The sequence below is a fragment of the Pseudomonas sp. 43(2021) genome, from assembly GCF_017490805.1.
In the GTDB taxonomy this organism is placed as follows: Bacteria; Pseudomonadota; Gammaproteobacteria; order Pseudomonadales; family Pseudomonadaceae; genus Aquipseudomonas.
Window position 1 is genome coordinate 82,014 of record NZ_JAFGYJ010000013.1, and the last position, 22,912, is coordinate 104,925.

Annotated in this window: 22 protein-coding genes and 1 riboswitch; of the genes, 2 read left to right on the plus strand and 20 right to left on the minus strand. The window is 63.6% G+C overall.

The features are described from left to right. Positions 1 to 55: 55 nt before the first annotated feature. The 3 genes from ispA to ribB all read right to left on the minus strand — a co-directional run bounded on the left by ispA (position 56) and on the right by ribB (position 2,040). Positions 56 to 943: a (2E,6E)-farnesyl diphosphate synthase gene (ispA, locus tag J5M71_RS13495; RefSeq protein WP_207832755.1), complete on the minus strand. Its 888-nt coding sequence runs from the start codon at positions 941 to 943 to the stop codon at positions 56 to 58. Next, on the minus strand, positions 940 to 1,182 hold the full coding sequence (locus J5M71_RS13500; RefSeq protein ID WP_003255380.1) for an exodeoxyribonuclease VII small subunit: 243 nt from the start codon (positions 1,180 to 1,182) through the stop codon (positions 940 to 942). Before J5M71_RS13500 ends, ispA begins: the two co-directional genes overlap by 4 nt. A gap of 207 nt (positions 1,183 to 1,389) precedes the next feature. After that, positions 1,390 to 2,040, minus strand: coding sequence for a 3,4-dihydroxy-2-butanone-4-phosphate synthase (gene ribB, locus J5M71_RS13505; protein WP_207832758.1), 651 nt, complete (start codon positions 2,038 to 2,040; stop codon positions 1,390 to 1,392). An 80-nt stretch (positions 2,041 to 2,120) separates the two neighbouring features. Further along, positions 2,121 to 2,262, minus strand: a riboswitch (FMN riboswitch). A 91-nt stretch (positions 2,263 to 2,353) separates the two neighbouring features. Here ribB and J5M71_RS13510 point away from each other — a divergent pair. Together J5M71_RS13510 and J5M71_RS13520 are read left to right on the plus strand one after the other, a co-directional pair. Next, entirely contained in the window at positions 2,354 to 3,559 is a 1,206-nt protein-coding gene (locus J5M71_RS13510) for an RtcB family protein (protein ID WP_207832760.1), read from the plus strand. Between the two features lie 653 nt (positions 3,560 to 4,212). Next, on the plus strand, positions 4,213 to 4,476 hold the full coding sequence (locus tag J5M71_RS13520) for a DUF3077 domain-containing protein (RefSeq protein WP_207832764.1): 264 nt from the start codon (positions 4,213 to 4,215) through the stop codon (positions 4,474 to 4,476). A gap of 70 nt (positions 4,477 to 4,546) precedes the next feature. Here the strand turns inward: J5M71_RS13520 and J5M71_RS13525 are convergent, their stop codons facing one another. The 17 genes from J5M71_RS13525 to J5M71_RS13605 form a co-directional block, all read right to left on the minus strand. Then, the gene (locus tag J5M71_RS13525; RefSeq protein WP_063911078.1) at positions 4,547 to 5,224 is read right to left on the minus strand and encodes a c-type cytochrome; all 678 of its coding nucleotides are present in this window, start codon (positions 5,222 to 5,224) and stop codon (positions 4,547 to 4,549) included. Between the two features lie 9 nt (positions 5,225 to 5,233). Then, positions 5,234 to 6,196, minus strand: coding sequence for a copper resistance protein B (locus J5M71_RS13530; protein WP_207832766.1), 963 nt, complete (start codon positions 6,194 to 6,196; stop codon positions 5,234 to 5,236). Beyond that, the gene (locus tag J5M71_RS13535; RefSeq protein WP_207832768.1) at positions 6,186 to 6,485 is read right to left on the minus strand and encodes a hypothetical protein; all 300 of its coding nucleotides are present in this window, start codon (positions 6,483 to 6,485) and stop codon (positions 6,186 to 6,188) included. The genes J5M71_RS13530 and J5M71_RS13535 overlap by 11 nt, the downstream gene beginning before the upstream one ends. A gap of 14 nt (positions 6,486 to 6,499) precedes the next feature. Then, positions 6,500 to 8,293 (minus strand): copper resistance system multicopper oxidase, encoded by a 1,794-nt coding sequence (locus J5M71_RS13540; RefSeq protein WP_207832770.1) that lies wholly within the window; start codon positions 8,291 to 8,293, stop codon positions 6,500 to 6,502. A gap of 396 nt (positions 8,294 to 8,689) precedes the next feature. After that, the gene (locus tag J5M71_RS13545; protein WP_207832772.1) at positions 8,690 to 9,886 is read right to left on the minus strand and encodes an ABC transporter permease; all 1,197 of its coding nucleotides are present in this window, start codon (positions 9,884 to 9,886) and stop codon (positions 8,690 to 8,692) included. After that, positions 9,886 to 11,097, minus strand: coding sequence for an ABC transporter permease (locus tag J5M71_RS13550; protein ID WP_207832775.1), 1,212 nt, complete (start codon positions 11,095 to 11,097; stop codon positions 9,886 to 9,888). The genes J5M71_RS13545 and J5M71_RS13550 overlap by 1 nt, the downstream gene beginning before the upstream one ends. Next, a complete protein-coding gene (locus J5M71_RS13555; protein WP_207832777.1) occupies positions 11,097 to 11,783 on the minus strand; it encodes an ABC transporter ATP-binding protein in 687 nt (228 codons plus the stop codon). Before J5M71_RS13555 ends, J5M71_RS13550 begins: the two co-directional genes overlap by 1 nt. Then, complete coding sequence (locus tag J5M71_RS13560; RefSeq protein ID WP_207832778.1) at positions 11,780 to 12,931, minus strand: efflux RND transporter periplasmic adaptor subunit; 1,152 nt, start codon at positions 12,929 to 12,931, stop codon at positions 11,780 to 11,782. Before J5M71_RS13560 ends, J5M71_RS13555 begins: the two co-directional genes overlap by 4 nt. A 430-nt stretch (positions 12,932 to 13,361) precedes the next feature. Beyond that, the gene (locus J5M71_RS13565; RefSeq protein WP_207832780.1) at positions 13,362 to 14,063 is read right to left on the minus strand and encodes a helix-turn-helix transcriptional regulator; all 702 of its coding nucleotides are present in this window, start codon (positions 14,061 to 14,063) and stop codon (positions 13,362 to 13,364) included. A gap of 369 nt (positions 14,064 to 14,432) precedes the next feature. After that, complete coding sequence (gene ppa, locus J5M71_RS13570; RefSeq protein WP_003255365.1) at positions 14,433 to 14,960, minus strand: inorganic diphosphatase; 528 nt, start codon at positions 14,958 to 14,960, stop codon at positions 14,433 to 14,435. Between the two features lie 93 nt (positions 14,961 to 15,053). After that, complete coding sequence (locus J5M71_RS13575; RefSeq protein ID WP_207832782.1) at positions 15,054 to 15,869, minus strand: M90 family metallopeptidase; 816 nt, start codon at positions 15,867 to 15,869, stop codon at positions 15,054 to 15,056. 8 nt (positions 15,870 to 15,877) lie between these two features. Next, complete coding sequence (locus J5M71_RS13580) at positions 15,878 to 16,525, minus strand: DedA family protein (RefSeq protein WP_207832783.1); 648 nt, start codon at positions 16,523 to 16,525, stop codon at positions 15,878 to 15,880. A 248-nt stretch (positions 16,526 to 16,773) separates the two neighbouring features. Then, on the minus strand, positions 16,774 to 17,232 hold the full coding sequence (locus tag J5M71_RS13585) for a GNAT family N-acetyltransferase (RefSeq protein ID WP_207832785.1): 459 nt from the start codon (positions 17,230 to 17,232) through the stop codon (positions 16,774 to 16,776). Between the two features lie 108 nt (positions 17,233 to 17,340). After that, a complete protein-coding gene (eutC, locus tag J5M71_RS13590; RefSeq protein WP_207832788.1) occupies positions 17,341 to 18,159 on the minus strand; it encodes an ethanolamine ammonia-lyase subunit EutC in 819 nt (272 codons plus the stop codon). A gap of 8 nt (positions 18,160 to 18,167) precedes the next feature. Beyond that, positions 18,168 to 19,562 (minus strand): ethanolamine ammonia-lyase subunit EutB, encoded by a 1,395-nt coding sequence (locus J5M71_RS13595; RefSeq protein ID WP_013970694.1) that lies wholly within the window; start codon positions 19,560 to 19,562, stop codon positions 18,168 to 18,170. Positions 19,563 to 19,608: 46 nt separating this feature from the next. Then, positions 19,609 to 21,057: an ethanolamine permease gene (gene eat, locus J5M71_RS13600; RefSeq protein WP_013970695.1), complete on the minus strand. Its 1,449-nt coding sequence runs from the start codon at positions 21,055 to 21,057 to the stop codon at positions 19,609 to 19,611. 227 nt (positions 21,058 to 21,284) lie between these two features. Then, complete coding sequence (locus J5M71_RS13605) at positions 21,285 to 22,805, minus strand: aldehyde dehydrogenase family protein (protein ID WP_207832790.1); 1,521 nt, start codon at positions 22,803 to 22,805, stop codon at positions 21,285 to 21,287. Between the last annotated feature and the right edge of the window lie 107 nt (positions 22,806 to 22,912).

Below are 22,912 nucleotides of genomic sequence, written 5' to 3' on the forward strand. Positions count from 1 at the left end.
AACTCAACATCGCATTCGCGGGTAAACCCGCTCCTACAGGGATTGGTGTCGTTGCTTAATTGCGGCGTTCGACGATGTAGCGTGCCAGCGCCCGCAGCGGCTCGGCCTTGTCGCCGAACCCACTCAGTGCGACCAGCGCCTGGTCGCGCAGTTCGATTGCATAGGCCTTGGCCGCTTCCAGGCCCAGCAGCGCAGGGTAGGTCGGTTTGTCACGGGCGATATCAGCCCCCTGGCGTTTGCCCAGGGTGGCGGTGTCGCTTTCCACATCAAGGATGTCGTCCTGCACCTGAAACGCCAGGCCGATGGCTTGCGCGTAGGTCTGCAGGGCATCCAGTTGCGCCTGTTCGGCGCGGGCGCTGGCCAGGGCACCGAGGCGCACGCTGGCTTCGATCAGCGCACCGGTCTTGTGCCGGTGCATGAACTCCAGCGCCTGCTGGTCCAGCTTCAGGCCCACCGAGCCCAGGTCGATGGCCTGGCCACCGACCATGCCTGCCGGGCCGGCCGCCTTGGCCAGGGCCTGGACCATGGCCAGGCGAATGCTGTCGGCCTGCGGGCTCAGGCGCGGGTCGAGCAGGGCGCTGAAGGCCAGGCTCTGCAAACCGTCGCCGGCGAGGATCGCGCAGGCTTCGTCGAAGGCTTTGTGGGTGGTCGGCTGGCCGCGGCGCAGGTCGTCGTCGTCCATGGCCGGCAGGTCGTCATGCACCAGCGAGTAGGCGTGGATCAGTTCCACCGCACAGGCTGCGCCGTTGGCCTGTTCGGCCGGGGCGCCCAAGGCTTCGCAGGCCGCGTAGGCCAGCAGCGGGCGGACGCGTTTGCCACCGTTCATCACGCTGTAGCGCATGGCGGCGTAAAGGCGTGCGAGCTCCTTGGTCGGGGCGACGAACAACGGTTCGAGGGCGGCGTCGACCCGTGCCTGGCAGCTGGCCTGGTAGGTGCCGATCATGCTTCCGGCTCCGCGTCGAAGGGCTGGGCAGCCAGTTCGCCATCGCGTTCCAGCAGGATCTGCACCTTCTGTTCGGCCTGGGCCAGGGCGCCCTGGCAATCACGGGTCAGGGCGATGCCTTGCTCGAAGGCGGCCAGCGACTCTTCCAGCGACAACTCGCCGTTCTCCAGGCGCTCGACCAGTGCTTGCAGGTCTGCGAGGGATTGCTCGAAATCGAGGGAGGCTTTTTTGCGGGCCATGGCGACTGTCTCGGTGGCATTCAGAACGGCGCGACACTAGCAGAGCGGGGCGGGGGGAGCAAACTTCCGGCAGCCTGAGGTTGGACTTGCCGGCCTCTTCGCGGGTAAACCTGCTCCCACAGGTACTGCGCCGGTTCCGAGTCTGCGCGGTCCCTGTGGGAGCGGTTTTACCCGCGAATGGGCCGCAAAGCGGCCCCGTGCGGTGGATCAGGCTGGCTCTGCTTCCCGCTCCAGCATGGCTTCACGGTACCGCGCCAGTTCCTCGATGGTCAGCACCGGCAAATTGTACTGCCGCGCATACACCGCCACCTGCTCGCCACGGGCCATCGTGCCATCGGGGTTCATCAGTTCGCACAGCACCGCCGCCGGGCGCAACCCGGCCAGGCGCGCCAGGTCCACCGAGCCTTCGGTGTGGCCACGGCGGGTCAGCACCCCGCCATTGCGGGCGCGCAGCGGGAACACATGCCCCGGGCTGACGATATGGCGCTGCTCCGCGGTGGAGCGCAGTGCCGCGCTTATGGTGGTGATGCGGTCCTGGGCGGACACCCCGGTAGTGATACCTTCCGCCGCCTCGATGGTGACGGTGAAGCCGGTGCCATGGCGGGCCTGGTTGTTCTGCACCATGGGTGCCAGTTGCAGTTCGTCGACGGTGGCCTCGTCCAGGCACAGGCAGACGATGCCGCTGCAATCGCGAATCATCATGGCCATGGTCTGCAGCGAGATGTTCTCGGCGGCGGCGATGATGTCCGCTTCGTCCTCGCGGTCGTCGTCGTCGAGCAGCAGCACAGGGCGCCCGGCCTTGAAGGCGGCGATGGCGGCGCTGACATTGGGGAATTGCGGGTGGTGCATGGTGGACATGAAACGCTCCTCGTGAATGATCGATGAACGTCTCGGGGCGAACAAAATGCGCGCGCAGGGGCGCCCGGATGGCCCCTGCCTGACGCCTTCTTTCATCCGGACTATGACCGTCGGCTCTGGAGTCTCACCAGATCTGCTGACCCCCGGCATGGCCGGGGCGCTCGCGGGCTCATCTTTCGATTTACCGCCGGTGGGGACTTTCACCCCGCCCTGAAGACCGGCCAAGCATACAGCACATTGCCACCCCACTGGCAACCCGCGGCCCTACGACCTTTGGCGGTATCATGCCGGTATGCATTCGAGGAACAGCCCCATGAACATTCTCCAGGTCGCCGGCGGCAAGCCGGTCAAGTTGTGGACCGATGGCGTACCTGTCGAAGACGACGCCCGCAAGCAACTGCTCAACACGGCCAGGATGCCGTTCATCTTCAAGCACCTGGCAGTGATGCCCGACGTGCACCTGGGCAAGGGCTCGACCATCGGCAGCGTCATTCCCACCGTTGGCGCGATCATCCCCGCCGCGGTCGGTGTGGACATCGGCTGCGGCATGATCGCCGCGCGCACGTCGCTGCACGCCCGCGACCTGCCGGACAACCTGCATGGCCTGCGCAGTGCCATCGAACACGCCGTGCCACACGGCAAGACCTTCGGCAAACGTGACCAGGGCGCCTGGGCCGATGTGCCAGCCAAGGCGGACAAGGCCTGGGGGCAACTGGCCGGGCGCTTCAAGGCCATCACCGACAAGTACCCGCGGCTGGAGAAGACCAATAACCGCCATCACCTGGGGACGCTGGGCGGTGGCAACCATTTCATCGAGGTGTGCCTGGACGAGGCCGACCGCGTCTGGTTCATGTTGCACAGCGGCTCCCGGGGCGTGGGCAATGCCATTGGCAACCTGTTCATCGAACTGGCCCAGGCCGACATGCGCCAGCACCTGGCCAACCTGCCGGACAAGGACCTGGCGTACTTCGAGGAAGGCAGCCGCCATTTCGCCGACTACGTCGAAGCGGTGGAGTGGGCGCAGGACTACGCCAGGCAGAACCGCGAGCTGATGATGCTGGCGGTGGTCGGTGCGGCGCGCAAGGCGCTGGGCAAACCGTTCGAGGCCAGCCTGGAAGCGGTGAACTGCCACCACAACTATGTGCAGCGCGAGCAGCATTTTGGCCGAGAGGTGCTGGTGACGCGCAAGGGCGCGGTGTCGGCGCAGAAGGGGCAGCTGGGCATCATTCCGGGTTCCATGGGGGCCAAGAGCTTCATCGTACGGGGGCTGGGCAACGAGGAAGCGTTCTGTTCCTGCAGCCATGGTGCCGGCCGGTTGATGAGCCGGACCAAGGCCAAGAGCCGCTTCACCGTGGAAGACCAGCGGCGGGCCACGGCGCATGTGGAATGCCGCAAGGACAAGGAGGTAATCGACGAGATACCCATGGCCTACAAGGACATCGATGCGGTGATGCGCGCGCAGCAGGAACTGGTGGAGGTGGTGCACACCTTGCGGCAGGTGGTGTGTGTGAAGGGCTGACAGGTTTACCGCGACATCCCCTCAATCGCGCCGGTAATAATCAGATTTTTCCGGTTGCGCGTAGGGCGTTGCTGAAATAGCTTCCTAGCGCCCTTGAGCCATTGCGGTGGTGTTCCTGGCGGCCTAGTGTGGCCCTGTCGTTGGCAAATCAGCGACCGGGCCTGCAAGCCCGCTCAGAGAACGATTACCGATCACCAATAGCCAATGGCATGCCATTGCGCGCGCTTGATGGTGGCTGCGTACGGGAGGTTTTCGAACCTGCCGGTTTCGTTCTCTGCCGGTCTTGCAGACCTGTACGTGGTCGCCACCCATCACACTGCAGGTAATGAGTGGCGGTTCTAGCCAGTCAATTCAGAACCTCACCATGCTTAAGATTGTTCCCGATCCACCCCACGTTATTCATTCCCTTGAAGACACCCTGATCCAGGCCACGGACTATGCGCTGTGTGTTGCGACCGTTGTGCCTCAGGCCATTGAGACTCGGACTTTGCACTGAGGCTTGAGTGATGTGTTGTCTGGGCGGGCCTCTTCGCGGGTAAACCCGCTCCCACAGGTTCATTACAAGCTTCAAGACTTGCACAGCTCCTGTGGGAGCGGGTTCACCCGCGAAAGGGCCGGCCCAGGCACTCGAGAAATTTCAGGGGGATTCAACAATGACCACAGAAGACACCCAGTTCACCGTCGGCAAAACCACCTTCTACCAGGGCGAAAACGGCACCCACCCGCTGTTCCGCATCGAGCCCGGCATCCCCTGCCGCGATGCCCGCGAGCAGTCCTCAGAGTTGATGGGCTATGTCCACGAACTGACCATCACCGGCCTGATGGATGAGAAACCGATGATGATCTGGGCTGCGCACTACCTGAGTGCGATGGCCAAGGCGCTGATGGATGATGCTGAGTTGGGCATGAAGCAGTGAGTGTTTGCCTTCAGGTCTCATAGGCGCTGCAAACCTGTCGGTATACACCTGTTGGCTCGCGCAGCTGCCTTCAGTCTTTATGCATGTGCTGCTTGCCATCGCGATGAGTATGCGCCTTTGAATGCCCCTCATCACGATGGCCTGCGCCCGAGGCCTGCTCACCATGGTGGTCAGGCACGTTGTCGCCGTGCTGGCCTTCATGGTTGTGCATTTCACTTTCGCCACCACCATGCTGGTGGCCGCCACTGGCCGTGACCATTGTCTTGTACTGTTGGGCGTTCAACTGGGGTAGCTGATCCAGGAAGGCGACGATGCCCCAGATGTATTCATCACCCATGCTTTTGCCCCAGGCCGGCATGCCGGAGGCCTTGATGCCGTGCTTGATGATCCAGAACGCAGCCGCAGGGTCGCCACTGATCCCGCTCCTGGCAAGGTTGGGGGGTGATGGATACAGAGCCTGGCTGAGCTCGGTGTTCTCGACGCCAGGGGCGAGGTGGCAACCGATGCACATGGCATTGTAGTTACCGGCGCCAGTACGAATCAGCGCTTCATCTTTCAGGTCTGGCACCTCGATGTCCCTGGCCCGCACTGCGATCGAACGCTCCCGTGCCATGGCCAGAAAGGCATGCACGGCGGGGAAATGGGGATCATCGGCTCCGACATTGACCAGGCCGGAATACGCGGCACCCAGCACGGCCACACTGGCCACTGCGCCTGCTGCAACAAGCGTTGTTATTGTTTTTTTCATGTCTGGTTCTCAAAACCACAGGCGAATACCGGCCACGAAACGCGCTTCATCCACATCACCACCCTCGTCGCGGATGAAATCGGCGGTTTTGCCGTAGGAGCGGTTCCAGGTGACGCCGATGTAGGGGGCGAACTGGCGGACAATTTCATAGCGCAGGCGCAGCCCGACTTCGGTATTGGCCAGGCCGGAGCCCACGCCGCGCCCAGGGTCGTTCTTGCCATAGAAATTGGCTTCAGCGGTTGGCTGCAGGATCAGGCGGTTGGTCAGCAGAATGTCGTAGTCGCCTTCCAGGCGCGCGGCAGTCTGGCCGTTCTCACCAATGAACGCAGTGGCTTCGGCCTCGAAGTCGTAAAGTGCCATGCCCTGGATACCGAACGCCGCCCAGGTCTGGGGAGATTCAGGCTTGAAATCCTGGCGCACCCCGGCAACCACATCCCACCATGGGCTGATCGAGCGGCCGTACAGCAGCTGCAATTCGGCATCCTCGGTGACACCGTTGGTGCGTTCACCTTCGGAGCGGATCCACAGACGGTTGATATCGCCGCCTATCCAGCCAGAAGCATCCCAGGCCAGCGTGCTGCCTTCATCGGCATCCTGGTACTCGAGCTGATCCAACAGGAAGAAGCTGTTGATCGCACTGTCGTGCATCTGATGCCCGCCCAACGGCGGGAAGGCCGCCTGGCGGTCGGCATCGGTCAGCACCGGGATCGGGGTACGGCTGGTCGTCGGCGTATCCGCCGAGCCGTGGTTCATTTTCGAATGGTCCATCGCTCCATGGTTCATGGCTCCATGGTCCATAGCCCCATGATCCATGGTGCCGTGGTCCATGCCCTGCATGCTGCCATGATCCATCTTGCCGTGGTCCATCGTCGAATGGTCCATTTCTTCAGCGGCGAAGCTGTGCGCAGCCCCCAGCACGCCGAGCGAAACGGTCAATGCCAGCAGCGATGGTCGTGCCAGGCTATTGAGCATCTTTCCCTGCCTTAGCTTTATCGCTGCCATGCGATTGCATCATCTTGCCGTGGTCCATGCCTTGCATCGAGCCATGGTCCATACCTTTCATCGAGCCGTGATCCATCCCTTTCATGGCGCCGTGATCCATGCCCTTCATCGCACCATGGTCCATGCCTTGGGCGCCCTTGGCTTTTGCGGCATCGGCAGGCTGCTCGCCGTCGGACCATGATGACGGGGCATAAACGGCAAACAGGCCGGCCATTGCAGCAGAAAGGAAAAACGCGCTTCGTTTCATTGGTTTGCTCATCTCGGATCTCCAGTTCATTCGTCCACACGGACTTCGCGGAACATGCCCATTTCCATGTGGAACAGCAGGTGACAGTGATAGGCCCAACGTCCTAAAGCATCTGCAGTGACGCGGTAGCTTCGTTTTGAGCCAGGCGGCATGTCGATCGTGTGTTTGCGCACCATGAAGTTGCCGTTCTCATCCTCCAGGTCGCTCCACATGCCATGCAGGTGGATGGGGTGAGTCATCATGGTGTCGTTGACCAGGGTGATGCGCAGGCGCTCGCCATACTTGAGGCGCAATGGCTCGGCATCGGAAAACTTGATGCCGTCAAAGGACCAGGCGAACTTTTCCATGTGGCCGGTGAGGTGCAGCTCGATTGTGCGACCTGGCGCGCGGCCGTCCGGGTCCGGGAAGGTGCTGCGCAGGTCCGCATAGGTCAGCACACGGCGGCCGTTGTCACGCAGCCCGATGCCCGGATCGCCCAGTTTTGGCGTAGGGGTCATCGTCTGCATGTCGACCAGGGGGTTGTTGGTCTCGGATTCTGGGTGGCTCTGCATGGCTGCGTTGGCGCCAGCCATGTTGCCATGGTCCATGCCGGCCATGCTGCCGTGGTCCATGCCAGCCATGTCGCCGTGATCCATGCCAGCCATGCTGCCGTGGTCCATGCCAGCCATGCTGCCGTGGTCCATTCCACCCATACCGCCATGGTCCATGCCCATATCGCTCATGGAAATGATCGGCCGTGGATCGACAGCTGGAACAGGGGCTTGCAAGCCTTCGCGAACAGCCAGGGTGCCCCTGGAATACCCGGTGCGGTCCATGGATTGAGCGAAAATGGTGTAAGCCTGCTCGTTCTCGGGCTCGACAATGACGTCGTAGGTTTCGGCAACGGCGATGCGGAACTCGTCGACCGAAACGGGCTTTACATGCTGCCCATCCGCCGCGACAACCGTCATCTTCAGGCCGGGAATTCGCACATCGAAATACGTCATGGCCGAGCCGTTGATGAAGCGCAGGCGGATTTTCTCGCCCGGCTTGAACACGCCCGTCCAGTTACCGTCCGGGGCCTGGCCGTTCATCAGGTAGGTGTAGGTGTAACCGCTCACGTCGGCGAGATCGGTGGGGCTCATCTTCATCTCGGCCCACATCTTGCGGTCGGCTACCGCAGCGGACCAGCCCATTTCGCTCACGTCGTTGACGAAATCACCCACCGTGCGCTTGTGGTAGTTGTAATAGTCGGACTGCTTCTTGAGCTTGGACAGCACCCGGGCAGGGTCTTCATCCGTCCAGTCGCTGAGCATGACCACATAGTCTCGGTCATAGGTGAATGGCTCAGGCTCTTTTGCATCGATGACCAGGGCGCCGTACACCCCGATCTGCTCCTGGAAACCGGAGTGGCTGTGGTACCAGTAGGTGCCGTTCTGCTGGACCTTGAACCTGTACTCATACATGCCGTCGGGGGCGATGCCATGAAAGCTCAGGCCCGGCACGCCGTCCATGTTCGCCGGCAGGATGATGCCGTGCCAGTGAATGGAGGTATCCTGCTGCAAGCGGTTGCGCACACGCAGCGTGACGGTATCGCCTTCGCGCCAGCGCAGAATGGGCCCGGGTATGGAGCCGTTGATGGCCATTGCTGTGCGCGCAGCGCCGGTAATGTTGACCGGCAGCTCACCGATGTAGAGGTCGAAGTCGGTGCCGCTCAGCACATTCGGTTGGCCGGGGCTGGTCACGGCCCAGACCGGCGTGCGCCACATGCCCAGCCCGCCAAGTAGTCCGGTAGCGGCCAGGCCTTTGACGAAGGAGCGTCTGGTGGTTTTGCTTTGCATGCCGTTGCGTCCAGTCAGTCGAAAAGTTGCTGGTATTCAGGCGGGTGAATGCCCAGCGTGTGGGTCGAGAAGCCCCACAATCTTCCTTCACGCTAGCTGATCTGCGCTGTCAGCTGGCTGAGCTTCAGATTACTTTTCTGTCAGCTTGCGGTGGGTCAAATTCAGTAAGCGCGCCGCGCACCCTGTGGGAGCGGGTTCACCCGCGAAGAATGCGACGCGATATATGGCACCGGCTATGCCGGTGTTCGCGGGTAAACCCGCTCCCACAAGGCCCCTGCTAATTCAATGAGTTATGTGCAGTCCTGTGGGAGCGGGCGTGCCCGCGAAGGGCTGCAAAGCAGCCCCAGTAAAGCCTGTAGAAATCTTCATGCAGCGTACGGCTCATTGGCCTGGCCGCTACTCACTGCGTAGCGCCGCCACCGGATGCAGGCGGGCGGCCCGCAGTGCCGGAGCCAGGCCGGCGAGAACCCCCAGCACCGCCGCCAGCAGCAGCGCCAGTAGCAGAAACAGCGGATGCAGCGCCAAGGGCAGGCTCGGCATGGCCAGGTGCAGTAGCCCGAGCAGCAGGCCCATCAACAGCAGGCCAAGCAGCCCACCGGCCAGGGACAGCAGTGTCGCTTCGGCGAGAAACAGTCCGAGCACCTGCCGCGGGCTGGCGCCAATCGCCCGCAACAGGCCGATTTCCGCCGTGCGCTCGCCCACAGCGGTCGTCATGATGGTGAGAATGCCGACCGCGCCAACCAACAGCGAAATACCCCCCAAGGCACCGATGGCCAGGCTCAGGGTGCCGAGCACGCGGTTGAAGCTGCGCAGCATGTCATCCTGGGTGGTCAGGCTGAAGTCCTCCGCGCCGTGCCGTTCGCCAAGCACCTCGCGAATCTGCCGGCTCAACGCCTTTGAAGTGGTGCCTGCGCCGAACACTACATGGGCTTTGACCACCCCGGTGCGGTTGAACAGGCTTTGCGCCCAATCCACCGGGATGTAGGCGATATCGTCGAGGTTGAAACCGAGCAACTGGCCCTTCTTTTCCATCACGCCGATCACCCGGAAACGCACGCCGCCGACGCGAATCAACTCGCCCAGCGGATTGCGCGCACCGAACAGCTCGGTACGCAGCTGATGGCCGAGCACCACATAGGGCGGCGAACGACCGTCACGGGCCGCGGGCAGGAACTCGCCCAGGCTCAGCTGCATGCGCCAGGCCTGTGCCAATTGATGGCCACCACCGAGAATGTCGCTGCGCCGGCTCAGCTGGCCGAACTGGACATCCCCGCTACCCTGAATGATCGGCACAGCCGCCTCGACATGCGGCAAGCGCCGCAGGGCATCGGTGTCACTGATGGTCAGAGGCCGTACGCTGCCGAGCAGGCCGCCGAGGCCGCTGGTCTGGGTCTTGCCCGGGCGCACGGTGATGATCCGAGTACCGAACTGCGAGAAGTTCTCCAGCACATAGCCGCGCACGCCCTCGCCGATGGCCGTGAGCAGCGCCACGGCGGCTATGCCGATCGCTACCCCGAGCAGGGTCAGCAGGCTGCGCAAGGGGCGGCAGGTCAGCGCCGAGCTGGTCAGCCGGAGACCATCTTGCCAGCGCATCAGTGCGCTCCCGGCGGGCGTAGCGCCGCCACCGGCTCCAGCGCCGAGGCCCGAGCGGCCGGCAGCCAGGCGAACAGCAGTGCCGTGCCGAGTGCCAGCAGTACTGCGCCAGCCCGCGCCCACCAGGGTGTATAGAGCGGCAGATCGAACGCCAGGCGCCCTAGCCAGAGCAAGGTTTCGGCCAGCAGCAGCCCCGCCAGCGCCCCCGTCAGGGCCAGCAGCGCCGCCTCGCCGAGGAACAGCAGGCGCAGCTGCGCCGCCGTCACACCTATGGCTTTGAGCAGGCCGATCTCGGCGCTGCGCTGGCTCACCGCAATCCAGGTCACGTTCATGATCAGGATGCCTGCCACCACCAGGCTGATCGCGGCAATCCCGGCCACCGCCAGGGTCAGCACCGCGAGTATGTGGTCGAAGGCGCTGAGCAGGCTGTCCTGGCTGACCAGGGTGACGTCTTCCTCACCCTCGTGGCGCTCCTTGAGCGCGGCGAGTATCAGGCGCTTGCTACGGTCGAGAACGCTCGGACCATGCACCTCGACAAACACCCGCGACAACCCTTCGCTATTGAACAAGGCCTGGGCACTGGCCACCGGGATGATCAACATCTCGGCGAAATCCATGCCCAGGGATTCGCCCCGCTCACCGAGGATACCGACCACCCGGAAGCGCCGGTCGCCGGCGCGCAACCATTCACCCAGGGCCGGGCGTTCGCCGAACAGCTCGCGCCGGAGTTTGCCGCCGATCACGCAGACGGCCTCGGCCTGTTCAGGGTCCAGCGCCGGCAGGGGTTGGCCCTGGACGACCGTCAGTTGGCGAATGGCGAAGAAGTCCCGGGTGGTGCCCAGGGTCAGCACCTCACGATTGCGGTTGCCGACTATCACCTCCATCTGCCCGGCCTGTTGCGGCGCGACCCGGTGGATGCCCGGCAGCCGGGTGATGGCCTGGACATCCTGCAAGGTCAATTCGTGCGGCGTCAGGCCGGTGAGCGGGGGCATTCGCCCCGTGGTTTCCTTGCGGCCCGGGAAAACGATCAGGATGTCGCGCCCGAGCAGCGAGAACTCGTTCAGCACAAAGGCCCGCGCCCCAGCGCCAAGGCCGGTGAGCAGGTTGACCGCCACCACCCCGATGGCGATGGCCAGCAGTAGCATCAGGCTGCGCGAGCGGTGCCCACGCAAAGCGCCGAGCCAGAAGCCCAGGGCATCGGCAGCGCGCATCAGGCCAGCGCCCGCTGCGGCGCAATATTGTGGATGCGCCCGTCACGCATGTGTAGCTGGCGCTGTGCGCGGGCGCCAAGGCTGGCGTCGTGGGTCACCACTATCAGGGTCAGACCCTCGCCGTTGAGCTCTTCCAGCAGGCTGAAGACCTCGGCGCCGGCCTGGCTATCGAGATTGCCGGTGGGCTCGTCGGCCAACAACAGCGCCGGTTGCATGACCATCGCCCGGGCGATCGCGACGCGCTGGCGCTGGCCACCGGACAGCTCGGCCGGGCGGTGGGCAAGGCGATCGCCCAGCCCCAGGCGGGCCACCAATTGGCTGCTGCGCTTGCGCCGTTGCGCCGCACCGATGCCGGCGAGGACCATCGGCAGCTCGATGTTTTCCAGCACCGTCAGCCGTGCGATCAGGTGGTAGGACTGGAAAACGAAGCCTATCAGTCGGCTGCGCAACTGGGCGCGGCGCGCCTCGCTCAGCGCCGCCGTAGCCTCGCCCTGCAGCCAGTACTCGCCGGCGCTCGGCGCATCGAGCAGGCCAAGGATGTTCAGCAGGGTCGACTTGCCCGAGCCCGAAGGGCCCATCACCGCCATGTAGTCACCGGCTGCGATGTCCAGGTCCAGGCCGTCCAGCCCCATCACCCGTTGTTCGCCCAGCTGGAAGCTGCGGCTGCCGCCGCGCAGGCGGATCATTTTTCGGTCTCCGTGGCATCCAGCGGGATCACCGCCACGGTATCCTTGAGCCCCTCCTGCTCGAGGCTGGCGACGATACGCGCGTCCTCGTCGAGCCCGGCGAGCACCTCGGTCCAGCGCCAGTTGCTCAACCCGGTTTGTACCTGCACCTCGCGCAACACCCGGGCGCTCGGGTCATATCGCAGCACACGCTGCCCCTCCAGCAGGGTTTCGGTGGGGATGCGCAAAGCACTTGCGTGCTGCTCCAGGAGGATCTCGACATCGGCGCTATAGCCGGTGAGCAGGGCCAGGTCTGACGGCGGCTGGTCGAAGCGAACCTCGACATCGACGGTACGCGCCTGCTTCTCCAATTCACGCACATAGGGTGCGATGCGGCTGACGCGGCCGGTGAAATGCTGGCCACGGAAGGCATCCAGGCTGATCCGCACGGCGGTGCCGGGGTGAACCCGGGCAGCGTCCACCTCATCGATCGGTGCCTCGACATACAGGCAGCTGTCGTCGATCAGGTCGACCGCCGGTGGTGTGGGAATACCCGGCGGCGAAGGGGTGACGAACTCACCCAGTTCGCCGTTGATTTCTGCGACTACGCCGGCAAATGGCGCACGCAGGGTCGTCTGCTCCAGCAGTGAACGCTGCAGCTGCAGGCTGGCGTCGGCCTCGCGGATCAGCACGGCACTGGCACTGCACATCAGCTTCGCCAGGTTGGCCTTGGTCGCGGCCTGGTCCAGACGATCGGCGGCAATCAGCTTGCGGTCGGCCAGCTGGCCCAGGCGATCAAGGTCGCGCCGGTCCAGGAGCGCTTGCTGGCAGCGCTGTTCGCGGGTGTTGCGCTGGGCCTCCAGCCGCGCCTCGGCCTCCTGCAGCCTGGCCAGCTGCTCGTCCTGGCGCAGGCGCATGAGCACCTGGCCCGGTTGGACCCGCTGGCCCTCGCTGACCTGCAACTCGGCAACCTGGCCGCCGACATTGAAGGACAGGTGCGAGCGTCGACAGGACTTCAGCGTACCCGCGCGCGTATTGGCCACCACCGTTTCCACCGGCCCCCGCTCAACCTCCAGCAGCCTGACCGGCAACGGCTGCGGTCGACTCAACCAGCCGCCCAGCACCACCAGACAAGCCAGTATCGACGAGCCAATCAATAATTTGCGCATGGACTACACCTCCTCCCATATGGCTTGAGCCTAGAACAGGAGGATGAAAGCTCCACGCGAAACGTCATTTATCCGACGATTTTCAGATGAGCGTCAGGTTAGTGTCAGATAAATGGCGAATGAGATTATTTTCGCTCTCGCAACTGCGATTTCCCAGCCATAGGAAGGTTGCAGAGAATCACAATGGCTTTCCTTCAGGCATTAAAAAGCCGGCTTGTGGCCGGCTTCTCGGGGACGCTTCCGACTAATTTATGGTAAGCCGCAATCGCCTTAACTGTGTGGCCATCAAGGGCCTGAAAGAGATGGCAGATGCCCGTGTGGGATATCGCCGAGCCCTCTGGACCGCGGCTCGCGCCGGTCGGGGCTGAATGTGCGGCGTAGCATACAAGGGCGCGCGCAGGATGCCCAGCAAAAAATGGCACAGGTTGTTTCAGCCGGGCCGTTGCTGGCGGAAATGCGACCAGTGGAACACCCAGCCCAGAATTTCCAGCCCTTGTGCCTGGCGCTGGGCGGCAGTGTAGCGTTCTACCGCATAGGTGCGCCGGTCATGGCTGTGCAGGTACAGCGTGCCGTGCTGGCCGAGGCTGAGGTTGTTCACCCGGAGCGCGCCGTTGTGCAGCAGGGCATAGGTTTCGCCCTCGACCACCCGGGTCATGCCCAGGTCGATGGCCAGGGTGGCCTGCAGCGGAATCAGCGGGGTCATGTTGCTGGCGGGCATGGCCAGGCAGATGGCGTTGTCGGCATGCACACCCAACACTTTCAGGGCTTTTGCGGGCAGGCACAGGTGCTTGCTGGCCACAGGTGACAGCAGGCCGTTGTGCAGTTCGTAAAAGGGCACCTTCAGTGCCCGGCCGCCTTGCGCCGACAGTGGCGTGGGCGGGTTGGCGGGCGCCGGCCCTGGCGGGCAGTTGCGCAGGATCGGGTTGTGGTGTTTGGGCCCTTCGCCCGTGCGCAACCAGCGACGATGCACGCAGAACAGGTCGGCCATTTCGTCCAGCCGGGCCAGGGGCACACCGCGCTTGAACCAGTTGTTGACGTGCTGGGGTGTGACGCTGCGCTGGGCGGCGAAATCGGAAGGGGTCAGGCCACATTCGTGGAGCAGGGCTTTGAGGCGGTCGCCGGATGTGTTCATGGCGGCGAGTGTAGCGGCGGGGTGCCAGCAAGGATATGAACCGGATGTTGATGGGGCTTGTGTGAAAAGCGCCTGTTTGTAGGGCGTTGGCGTAGGACTGCGTAGGATTTATTACTCTCCCAAGCAAGTGCGCGGTTCCTGTGGGAGCGGGCGTGCCCGCGAAGAGGCCAACGCGGTAGCTGGCACCGGCTGCGCCGGTGTTCGCGGGCACGCCCGCTCCCACAGGGATCGCGCCAGCATTTAGAGTTTGAGCAAGACAGTTGCTCCCACAAAAGTGCTGCGCAGGCAGGTCATCCAGTGCCAGGGCGGCCAGCCATCCATCAGGCATAAAAAAACCCCGCCAGGGCGGGGTTCTTCATGCAACCGGTATCAGCCCTTGTAGGCAGCAACCGATTTGGTGATCGCGGCACGGGCGGCGTCAGCGCCTTCCCAGCCTTCGATCTTGACCCACTTGCCCTTCTCGAGATCTTTGTAGTTGGCAAAGAAGTGCTCGATCTGCTGGATCAGCAGGGCTGGCAGGTCGGTGTATTCCTTCACGTCGACGTACAGCTGCGACAGCTTGTCGTGAGGAACAGCGATGACCTTGGCGTCGCCGCCGCCGTCGTCGGTCATGTTCAGCACGCCGACCGGACGGGCGCGGATAACCGAACCTGGAGCTACCGGGTAAGGGGTAACGACCAGCACGTCCAGCGGATCACCGTCATCGGCCAGGGTGTTCGGGATGAAGCCGTAGTTGGCTGGGTAGAACATCGGGGTAGCCATGAAACGGTCGACGAACAGGGTATCGCTGTCCTTGTCGATCTCGTATTTGATCGGCGCGTGGTTGGCCGGGATTTCGATGGCGACGTAGATGTCGTTCGGCAGGTCTTTGCCCGCCGGAATCTTGCTGTAGCTCATTGGGCAGTGCCCCCGTGTTTGACCAAAAAAGTGGCGGCGATTATAGGCACATTCTGCATGGGCATGCCACGCCTGGCCTGATGTGCGGCCCCGTCAGGCGTGGCTTTCGCGGTATTCCGGGTGTTCGGCCTGCAGCCGGCACAGGCGCGCCAGCGGGTCCTGGCGGTAGAACAGCGACAACTGGCGGTAGACCTGTGGATAAGCCTGTTGCAGCAGGTCGGGTGCACTAAAGAAGTACTCGCTGGTGACGGCAAAGAACTCCGCGGGGTTTTCCGCGGCATACGGGTCGATGGCGGTTTCGACGTCGGGGTTGGCGTCCAGCTGGCGGTTGAGGTCGTCATAGGCCTGTTGCATGGCGGTTGCCCATTCATCCACAGGCATGCCGCTGTGCAGCGGCGGCAGGCCGTTGGCATCGCCATTGAGCATGTCGAGCTTGTGCGCCAGCTCATGGATGACCAGGTTGTAGGCCTCCCAGCCCCCACTGGCCAGCACGCCGCTCCAGGCGAGGATGATCGGGCCCTGTTGCCAGGCCTCGCCGCTGTGCTCGCCGTCCCATACGTGCTCGACGCCACTGGCATCGCGGTGGCGCTGGGGGCTCTTGAAGTCGTCGGGGTAGAGGATGATTTCGTGGAAACCCTGGTACCAGTTCAGCTCGCCCAGGTGCAGCAGCGGCAACTGCGCCTGGGCCGCCAGCAACAGGCGCTGCTCGTCGTCCGGCTCGACGCCGGGCAGGCAGGTGAGGTGCTTGTCGAGCAGGAACAGGATGCAGGCTTCACGCAGCCAGCGATCTTCTTCGTCAGTGATGCCGTCCAGCATCGGCAGGCGCTCGCGCACGGCCTGCCATTGCTGGGGGGTGATGGGGTAGCGCGCCAGGGTGCGCTTGCGCCGCCAGGCGCTGAACGACCACATTGGCAGGCTTAGTGCGCCTTGGCCGTGCGGCCCAGGCGGCTACGCAGCAGGCCGAGGATCATCGGCACCAGCGACAGGATGATGATGCCTACCACCATCAGCGACAGGTGTTGCTTGATGAATGGCACGTTGCCGAAGAAGTAGCCCAGGGTAACCAGGCCGCCGACCCACAGCAGCGAACCGGCGACGCTGAAACCGAGGAAGCGCGGGTAGTGCATGTGGGCGATGCCGGCGACGAACGGTGCAAAGGTGCGCAGGATAGGCAGGAAGCGCGCCATGGTCACGGTCTTGCCGCCGTGGCGTTCATAGAAGTCGTGGGTACGCTGCAGGTAGTCACGACGGAAGATCTTCGAGTTGGGGTTGTTGAACAACCGCTCGCCGGCCGTGCGGCCGATCACGTAGTTGGTACTGTCGCCGAGGATCGCGGCGGCCATCAGCAGGCCGGCCAGCAGGACCGGGTCCATGCCGCCACCGGCGGCCACGGCGCCGGCGATGAACAGCAGCGAATCGCCGGGCAGGAAGGGCATGACCACCAGACCGGTTTCACAGAAGATCACGGTGAAGAGGATGGCGTAGATCCAGGGACCGTAGTTGGTGACCAGCAGATCGAGGTAGGCATCGAGATGCAGGATAAGGTCCAGCGGGTTGAAATCCATGTACAGCACCTGTGTTCTTGGGCGTAGGCTCGGTTACCTGGGGATGGGTAAATTTTCACACATGACAGGTGGGCCATTATACGGCTAAGTCAGGATCATGCCCGGGGAGTTTGTAGCGGGGGGTTACGGCAGGGGTATTCCTGTTCCGGCCTCTTCGCGGGTGAACCCGCTCCCACAGGTACAGCATCGATTTCAGATGCGTCGCGATCCCTGTGGGAGCGGGTTCACCCGCGAAGAGGCCAGCACAGTCAATCCTGGCTGATTGGCAGGATATAGCTCTTGAACTCGTTATCCTCACGAAACCCGATGGATTCGTAAGTCTTGTGCGCTACCTCATTGTCCGCGCTGGTCGACACCCGCATGCGCACGGCATTGGTTTCCTTGGCCATTTTCTTCGCCTCGCGCATCAGGTGGTCGGCCACCAGCATGCGCCGCGAGTCCTCGGCCACGTAGATATCGTTGAGAATCCATACCCGCTTCAGCGACAGCGACGAGAAGCTCGGGTACAGCTGGCAGAAGCCCAGCAGTTTGCCGTTGTCATCATCGGGTAGCGCCAGGTAGATCACCGACTCATCCCGCTTCAGGCGCTTTTCCAGGAAGCTGCGCGAGCTGTCGGGGTAGGGGAGCTGCCCGTAGAACTCACGGTATTTGACGAACATCGGCGTGAGCAGGTCGAGGTGTTCCAGGGTTGCCTTGATGATGCGCATGTGCGGCCCTCAGAGTCCGTTAGGGGAAACAGCGGATTGCCAGCAGCTTTCAAGGGCATGCTGCCCAATGCGCGGGGCAAGTGCAATCCGCCTTCCGTGACATGTTTTTTACCCTTTGCCGAGCAGGAAATTACCTTTCTGGCCGGTGCTGTGTTCACTCTCCAGGCTATGGACCTCGGCTTCGTCTTTCAGATTCACCCCGGAAAGCTGGCGCCGGCAGGCTTCACGCATCAAGTACAGCAAGCGGTGCGCTGCCATGCCATAGCTCAGCCCTTCCAGACGGATGTTGGAAATGCAGTTGCGGTAGGCATCGGTCAGGCCCACCTTCGGTGCATAGGTGAAATACAGGCCAAGGCTGTCGGGCGAACTGAGCCCCGGCCGTTCGCCGATCAGCATCACAGTCATCCGTGCGCCCAGCAGTTCACCGATCTCGTCGGCCACTGCCACGCGGCCCTGCTGCACCAGCACCACCGGGGCGCTGGTCCAGCCGTCGGCGGCGGCCTGCTCCTCGAAGCGCGCGAGGAAGGGCAGGGTGTGGCGGTGCACGGCCAGGGCCGACAGGCCGTCAGCGACGACGATGGCCAGGTCGACCCCACCGGGGTTGGCCTGGGCGTGCTCGCGCAGCGCGGCAACCGAATCTTCGCTCAGGCGCCGCCCCAGGTCCGGGCGTTGCAGGTACTGGTTGCGGTCGCTGGCGGCGCTGTGCAGCACCAGGCTTTCGCGCCCGCGGTCACTCAGCTGGGTAGCCAGGCCGGCATGGTCGAAGGCCAGGTGCACGGCGTCGCGGGCCTGGGCATGGGCGAACTGGAAGTCCAGCTGCGCCCCGGTCGGCAGGCTGGTGCCGGTACGGCCCAGGGCGATGCGCGCCGGGGTCAGGTTGCGCAGGGCCAGCCAAGGGTTGTCGGGGGTAGGCGTGCGGTGGTCCATGGTCATCCCTATGCAAGCTGTGCCAAGGCCTGACGGAAGGCCGGCGGCAGGTTGTCACCAAAGCGCACCCGGCCATCGGCCTGGGTGAATATGCCGGTGCGGGCCAGCCATGCCTCGAATTCCGGCCCGGGCTTCAGGCCCAGGGTCTGGCGCGCGTACAGCGCGTCGTGGAACGAGGTGGTCTGGTAGTTGAGCATGATGTCGTCGGAGCCGGGGATGCCCATGATGAAGTTGATCCCGGCCACGCCAAGCAGGGTCAGCAGGGTGTCCATGTCGTCCTGGTCGGCTTCGGCGTGGTTGGTGTAGCAGATGTCGCAACCCATCGGCACCCCGAGCAGCTTGCCGCAGAAGTGGTCTTCGAGGCCGGCGCGGATGATCTGCTTGCCGTTGTACAGGTACTCCGGGCCGATGAAACCGACCACGGTGTTGACCAGGAACGGCTTGAAGTGGCGGGCCACGGCATAGGCGCGGGTTTCACAGGTTTGCTGGTCGACGCCATGGTGGGCGTTGGCCGACAGCGCGCTGCCCTGGCCGGTTTCGAAGTACATCAGGTTCTGCCCGAGGGTGCCGCGTTTCAGCGACAGGCCCGCCTCGTAGCCTTCCTGCAGCACGTTCAGGTTGATGCCGAACCCGGCGTTGGCCGCCTCGGTGCCGGCGATGGACTGGAACACCAGGTCCAGTGGCACGCCACGGTTGATCGCCTCGATCGAGGTGGTGACGTGGGTCAGCACGCAGGCCTGGGTGGGGATGTCGTAGCGCTGGATGATGGCGTCGAGCATTTCCAGCAGGGCGCAGATCGAGGCGATGCTGTCAGTGGCCGGGTTGATGCCGATCATGGCGTCGCCGTTGCCGTACAGCAGGCCGTCCAGAATGCTGGCGGCGATGCCGGCCGGCTCGTCGGTCGGGTGGTTGGGCTGCAGCCGGGTCGACAGGCGCCCGCGCAGGCCCATGGTGCCACGGAAGCGGGTGACCACGCGGATCTTCTGCGCCACCAGCACCAGGTCCTGCACGCGCATGATCTTCGACACCGCGGCGGCCATTTCCGGCGTCAGCCCTGGCGCCAGGCTGCGCAGGCTGTCCTCGTTGGCCTCTTCGCTCAGCAGCCAGTCGCGCAGGCCACCCACGGTCAGGTGGCTGACCGGGGCGAAGGCCTGGGCATCGTGAGTGTCGATGATCAGGCGCGTGACTTCATCATCTTCGTAGGGGATCAGCGCTTCATTGAGAAAATGCGTCAGCGGGATATTGGCCAGGGCCATCTGCGCGGCGACCCGTTCGCCGTCGTTGCTGGCCGCAACGCCCGCCAGGTAGTCCCCGGAGCGGGCGGGGCTGGCCTTGGCCATCACTTCCTTGAGGCTGTCGAAGCGGTAGACCAGGTGGCCGACCGTGTGTACGAAACTTGCCATACAGACTCTCCAGAGCCGCGGGTTGCCCCGCGGCGGGTGGCGGCGATCAGTGCAGGGCCTCTTCGGCCTTCTGGATCGCGGCGAATTCCTCTTCCGGTGTACCCGCGACCAGGTGGTGGCGGCTGTAGAAAGCAAAGTAGGCAATTAATACCGCATAGATCACTGCGGCGCCAATCACCACTCGTGGGTCGACCAGGAAACCGGCGACCACGGCGATGCAGGCCAGCACCAGGGCCAAACCCGAGGTGAAGATGCCACCGGGGGTACGGTAGGGGCGCTCCATCTTCGGCCGGCGGATGCGCAGGGTGATGTGCGCGGCCATCATCAGCACGTACGACAGGGTAGCGCCGAACACCGCCACCAGGATCAGCAGGTCACCCTGGCCAGTCAGCGACAGGGCAAAGCCGATGATCCCGGGGATGATCAGGGCCAGTACCGGGGCCTTGCTCTTGTTGGTTTCCGACAGCTTGCGCGGCAGGTAGCCGGCGCGGGACAGGGCGAAGATCTGCCGGGAATAGGCGTAGATGATCGAGAAGAAGCTGGCGATCAGCCCGGCCAGGCCGACCAGGTTGACGAAGCCGCCCATCCAGGTGCTACCGCCGTAGGCCTTGGACAAGGCTTCTACAAGTGGGTTGCCGGACGCTTTCAGTGCTTCGGAGCCCGCGCCGCCGGGGCCGACCACCAGGATCAGCAGGGCGAAGGCCAGCAGTACCAGCATGGCGCCGATCAGGCCGCGTGGCAGGTCGCGCTTGGGGTTCTTGGTTTCTTCGGCGGCCAGTGGCACGCCCTCTACGGCGAGGAAGAACCAGATGGCGTAGGGGATGGCCGCCCATACGCCGACATAGCCGAACGGCAGGAAGCTGCTGGCGCCCACGGCGTCCGTTTTGGCGATGTCGAACAGGTTGGCTGCATCAAAATGGGGCACCATGCTAACCAGGAACACGGCCAGGGCGATGGCGGCGATGGCAGTGATGATGAACATCAGCTTCAACGCCTCACCCACGCCAAAGATGTGGATGCCGATGAACACGATGTAGAACGCCAGGTAGATCATCCAGCCGCCGATGCCGAACAGTGACTGGCAATAGGCGCCGATGAACACCGCGATGGCGGCGGGGGCGATGGCGTACTCGATGAGGATCGCCGTCCCGGTGAGGAAGCCGCCCCAGGGGCCGAAGGCGCTGCGGGCAAAGCCATAGCCGCCGCCTGCGGTGGGGATCATCGACGACAGCTCGGCCAGCGAGAAGCACATGCACAGGTACATGGTGGCCATCAGCAGGGTGGCGAGGAACATACCGCCCCAGCCGCCCTGGGCCAGGCCGAAGTTCCAGCCGGCATAGTCGCCCGAGATGACATAAGCCACGCCCAGGCCGACCAGCAGGACCCAGCCTGCGGCGCCTTTTTTCAGTTCACGTTGCTGGAAATAGTCCGAGCCGACTTTTTCGAAGTCGACGGAAGAGCCTGCCGGCGAGCCGGCGGAATGATCGCTTGGCATAGATTCACCTGTTGTTTTTCTTGGTGGCCGGACGGGTTCCGGGCCGATGGTGATGTGTATTGCAGGAAGCGAGCCAGAGCGGTTGGTGCACGGTTACCGCTCTGGGTATTGTGTAAAGCAGGCCAGGCCTCTTCGCGGGTGAACCCGCTCCTACAGGGGGTGTACAGCACCTGAAGCAAGCGCAGTACCTGTGGGAGCGGGTTTACCCGCGAAGAAGACGGCGCGGTTTAGAAGAAGCCCAACGGATTGATGTCGTAGCTCACCAGCAGGTTCTTGGTCTGCTGGTAGTGATCGAGCATCATCTTGTGGGTCTCACGCCCGACCCCCGACTTCTTGTAGCCACCGAACGCCGCATGCGCCGGGTACAGGTGGTAGCAGTTGGTCCACACGCGGCCAGCCTTGATCCCACGGCCCATGCGGTAGGCACGGTTGATGTCGCGGGTCCACACGCCGGCGCCCAGGCCGAACTCGGTGTCGTTGGCAATCGCCAAGGCTTCGGCTTCGTCCTTGAAGGTGGTGACGCTGACCACCGGGCCGAAGATTTCTTCCTGGAACACGCGCATCTTGTTGTTGCCTTTGAGCAGGGTCGGCTGGATGTAGTAACCGGTGGCCAGCGAGCCTTCCAGTTTTTCCACCTTGCCGCCGGTCAGCAGCTCGGCGCCTTCCTTCTGGGCGATGTCGAGGTACGACAGGATCTTCTCGAACTGCTGTTGCGAGGCCTGGGCGCCGACCATGGTGTCGGTGTCCAGCGGGTCGCCGCGCTTGATCTGCAGCACCTTCTTCATCACCACTTCCATGAACTGCGGGTAGATCGATTCCTGTACCAGTGCCCGCGACGGGCAGGTGCATACCTCGCCCTGGTTGAAGAACGCCAGCACCATGCCTTCGGCCGCCTTCTCGATGAAGCTTGGCTCGGCCTGCATGATGTCTTCGAAATACACGTTCGGCGACTTGCCGCCCAGTTCGACGGTGGACGGGATGATGTTCTCGGCGGCGCATTTCATGATGTGCGAGCCGACCGGGGTAGAGCCAGTGAAGGCGATCTTGGCGATGCGCTTGCTGGTGGCCAGGGCTTCACCGGCTTCGCGGCCATAGCCTTGCACCACGTTGAGCACGCCAGGTGGCAGCAGGTCGCCAATGACTTCGAGCAGTACGGTGATTCCCAGTGGCGTTTGTTCGGCCGGCTTGAGCACCACGCAGTTGCCGGCGGCCAGTGCCGGAGCAAGCTTCCAGGCGGCCATCAGGATCGGGAAGTTCCACGGGATGATCTGTCCGACCACGCCCAGTGGCTCGTGGATGTGGTAGGCCACGGTGCCTTCGTTGATCTCGGCAGTGCCGCCTTCCTGGGCGCGGATGCAGCCAGCGAAGTAGCGGAAGTGATCAACCGCCAGCGGGATGTCGGCGTTGAGGGTTTCGCGGATCGGCTTGCCGTTGTCCCAGGTTTCGGTAATGGCCAGCAGTTCGAGGTTCTGCTCGATACGGTCGGCGATCTTCAGCAGAACGTTGGAGCGATCCTGCACTGAAGTGCGGCCCCAGGCGTCGGCCGCAGCGTGGGCGGCATCCAGGGCTTTGTCGATGTCTTCGGCAGTGGAGCGAGGGAATTCAGCGATCAGCTTGCCATTCACCGGGGAGGTATTTTCGAAGTACTGCCCCTTTACCGGAGGAACGAACTCACCACCGATGTAGTTGCCGTAGCGGCTCTTGAAGGAAACCTTCGCGCCTTCGGTACCGGGATGTGCGTAACGCATGGTGTGTCTCCTGGCTATTGTGTTTGTTAGGGAGTTGGAAAGCGTAGAGCAAAGGTTGGGCCAGCGTTTCGAGTGCCAGTAAAATCAATGACTTGGCTCGATTCCCA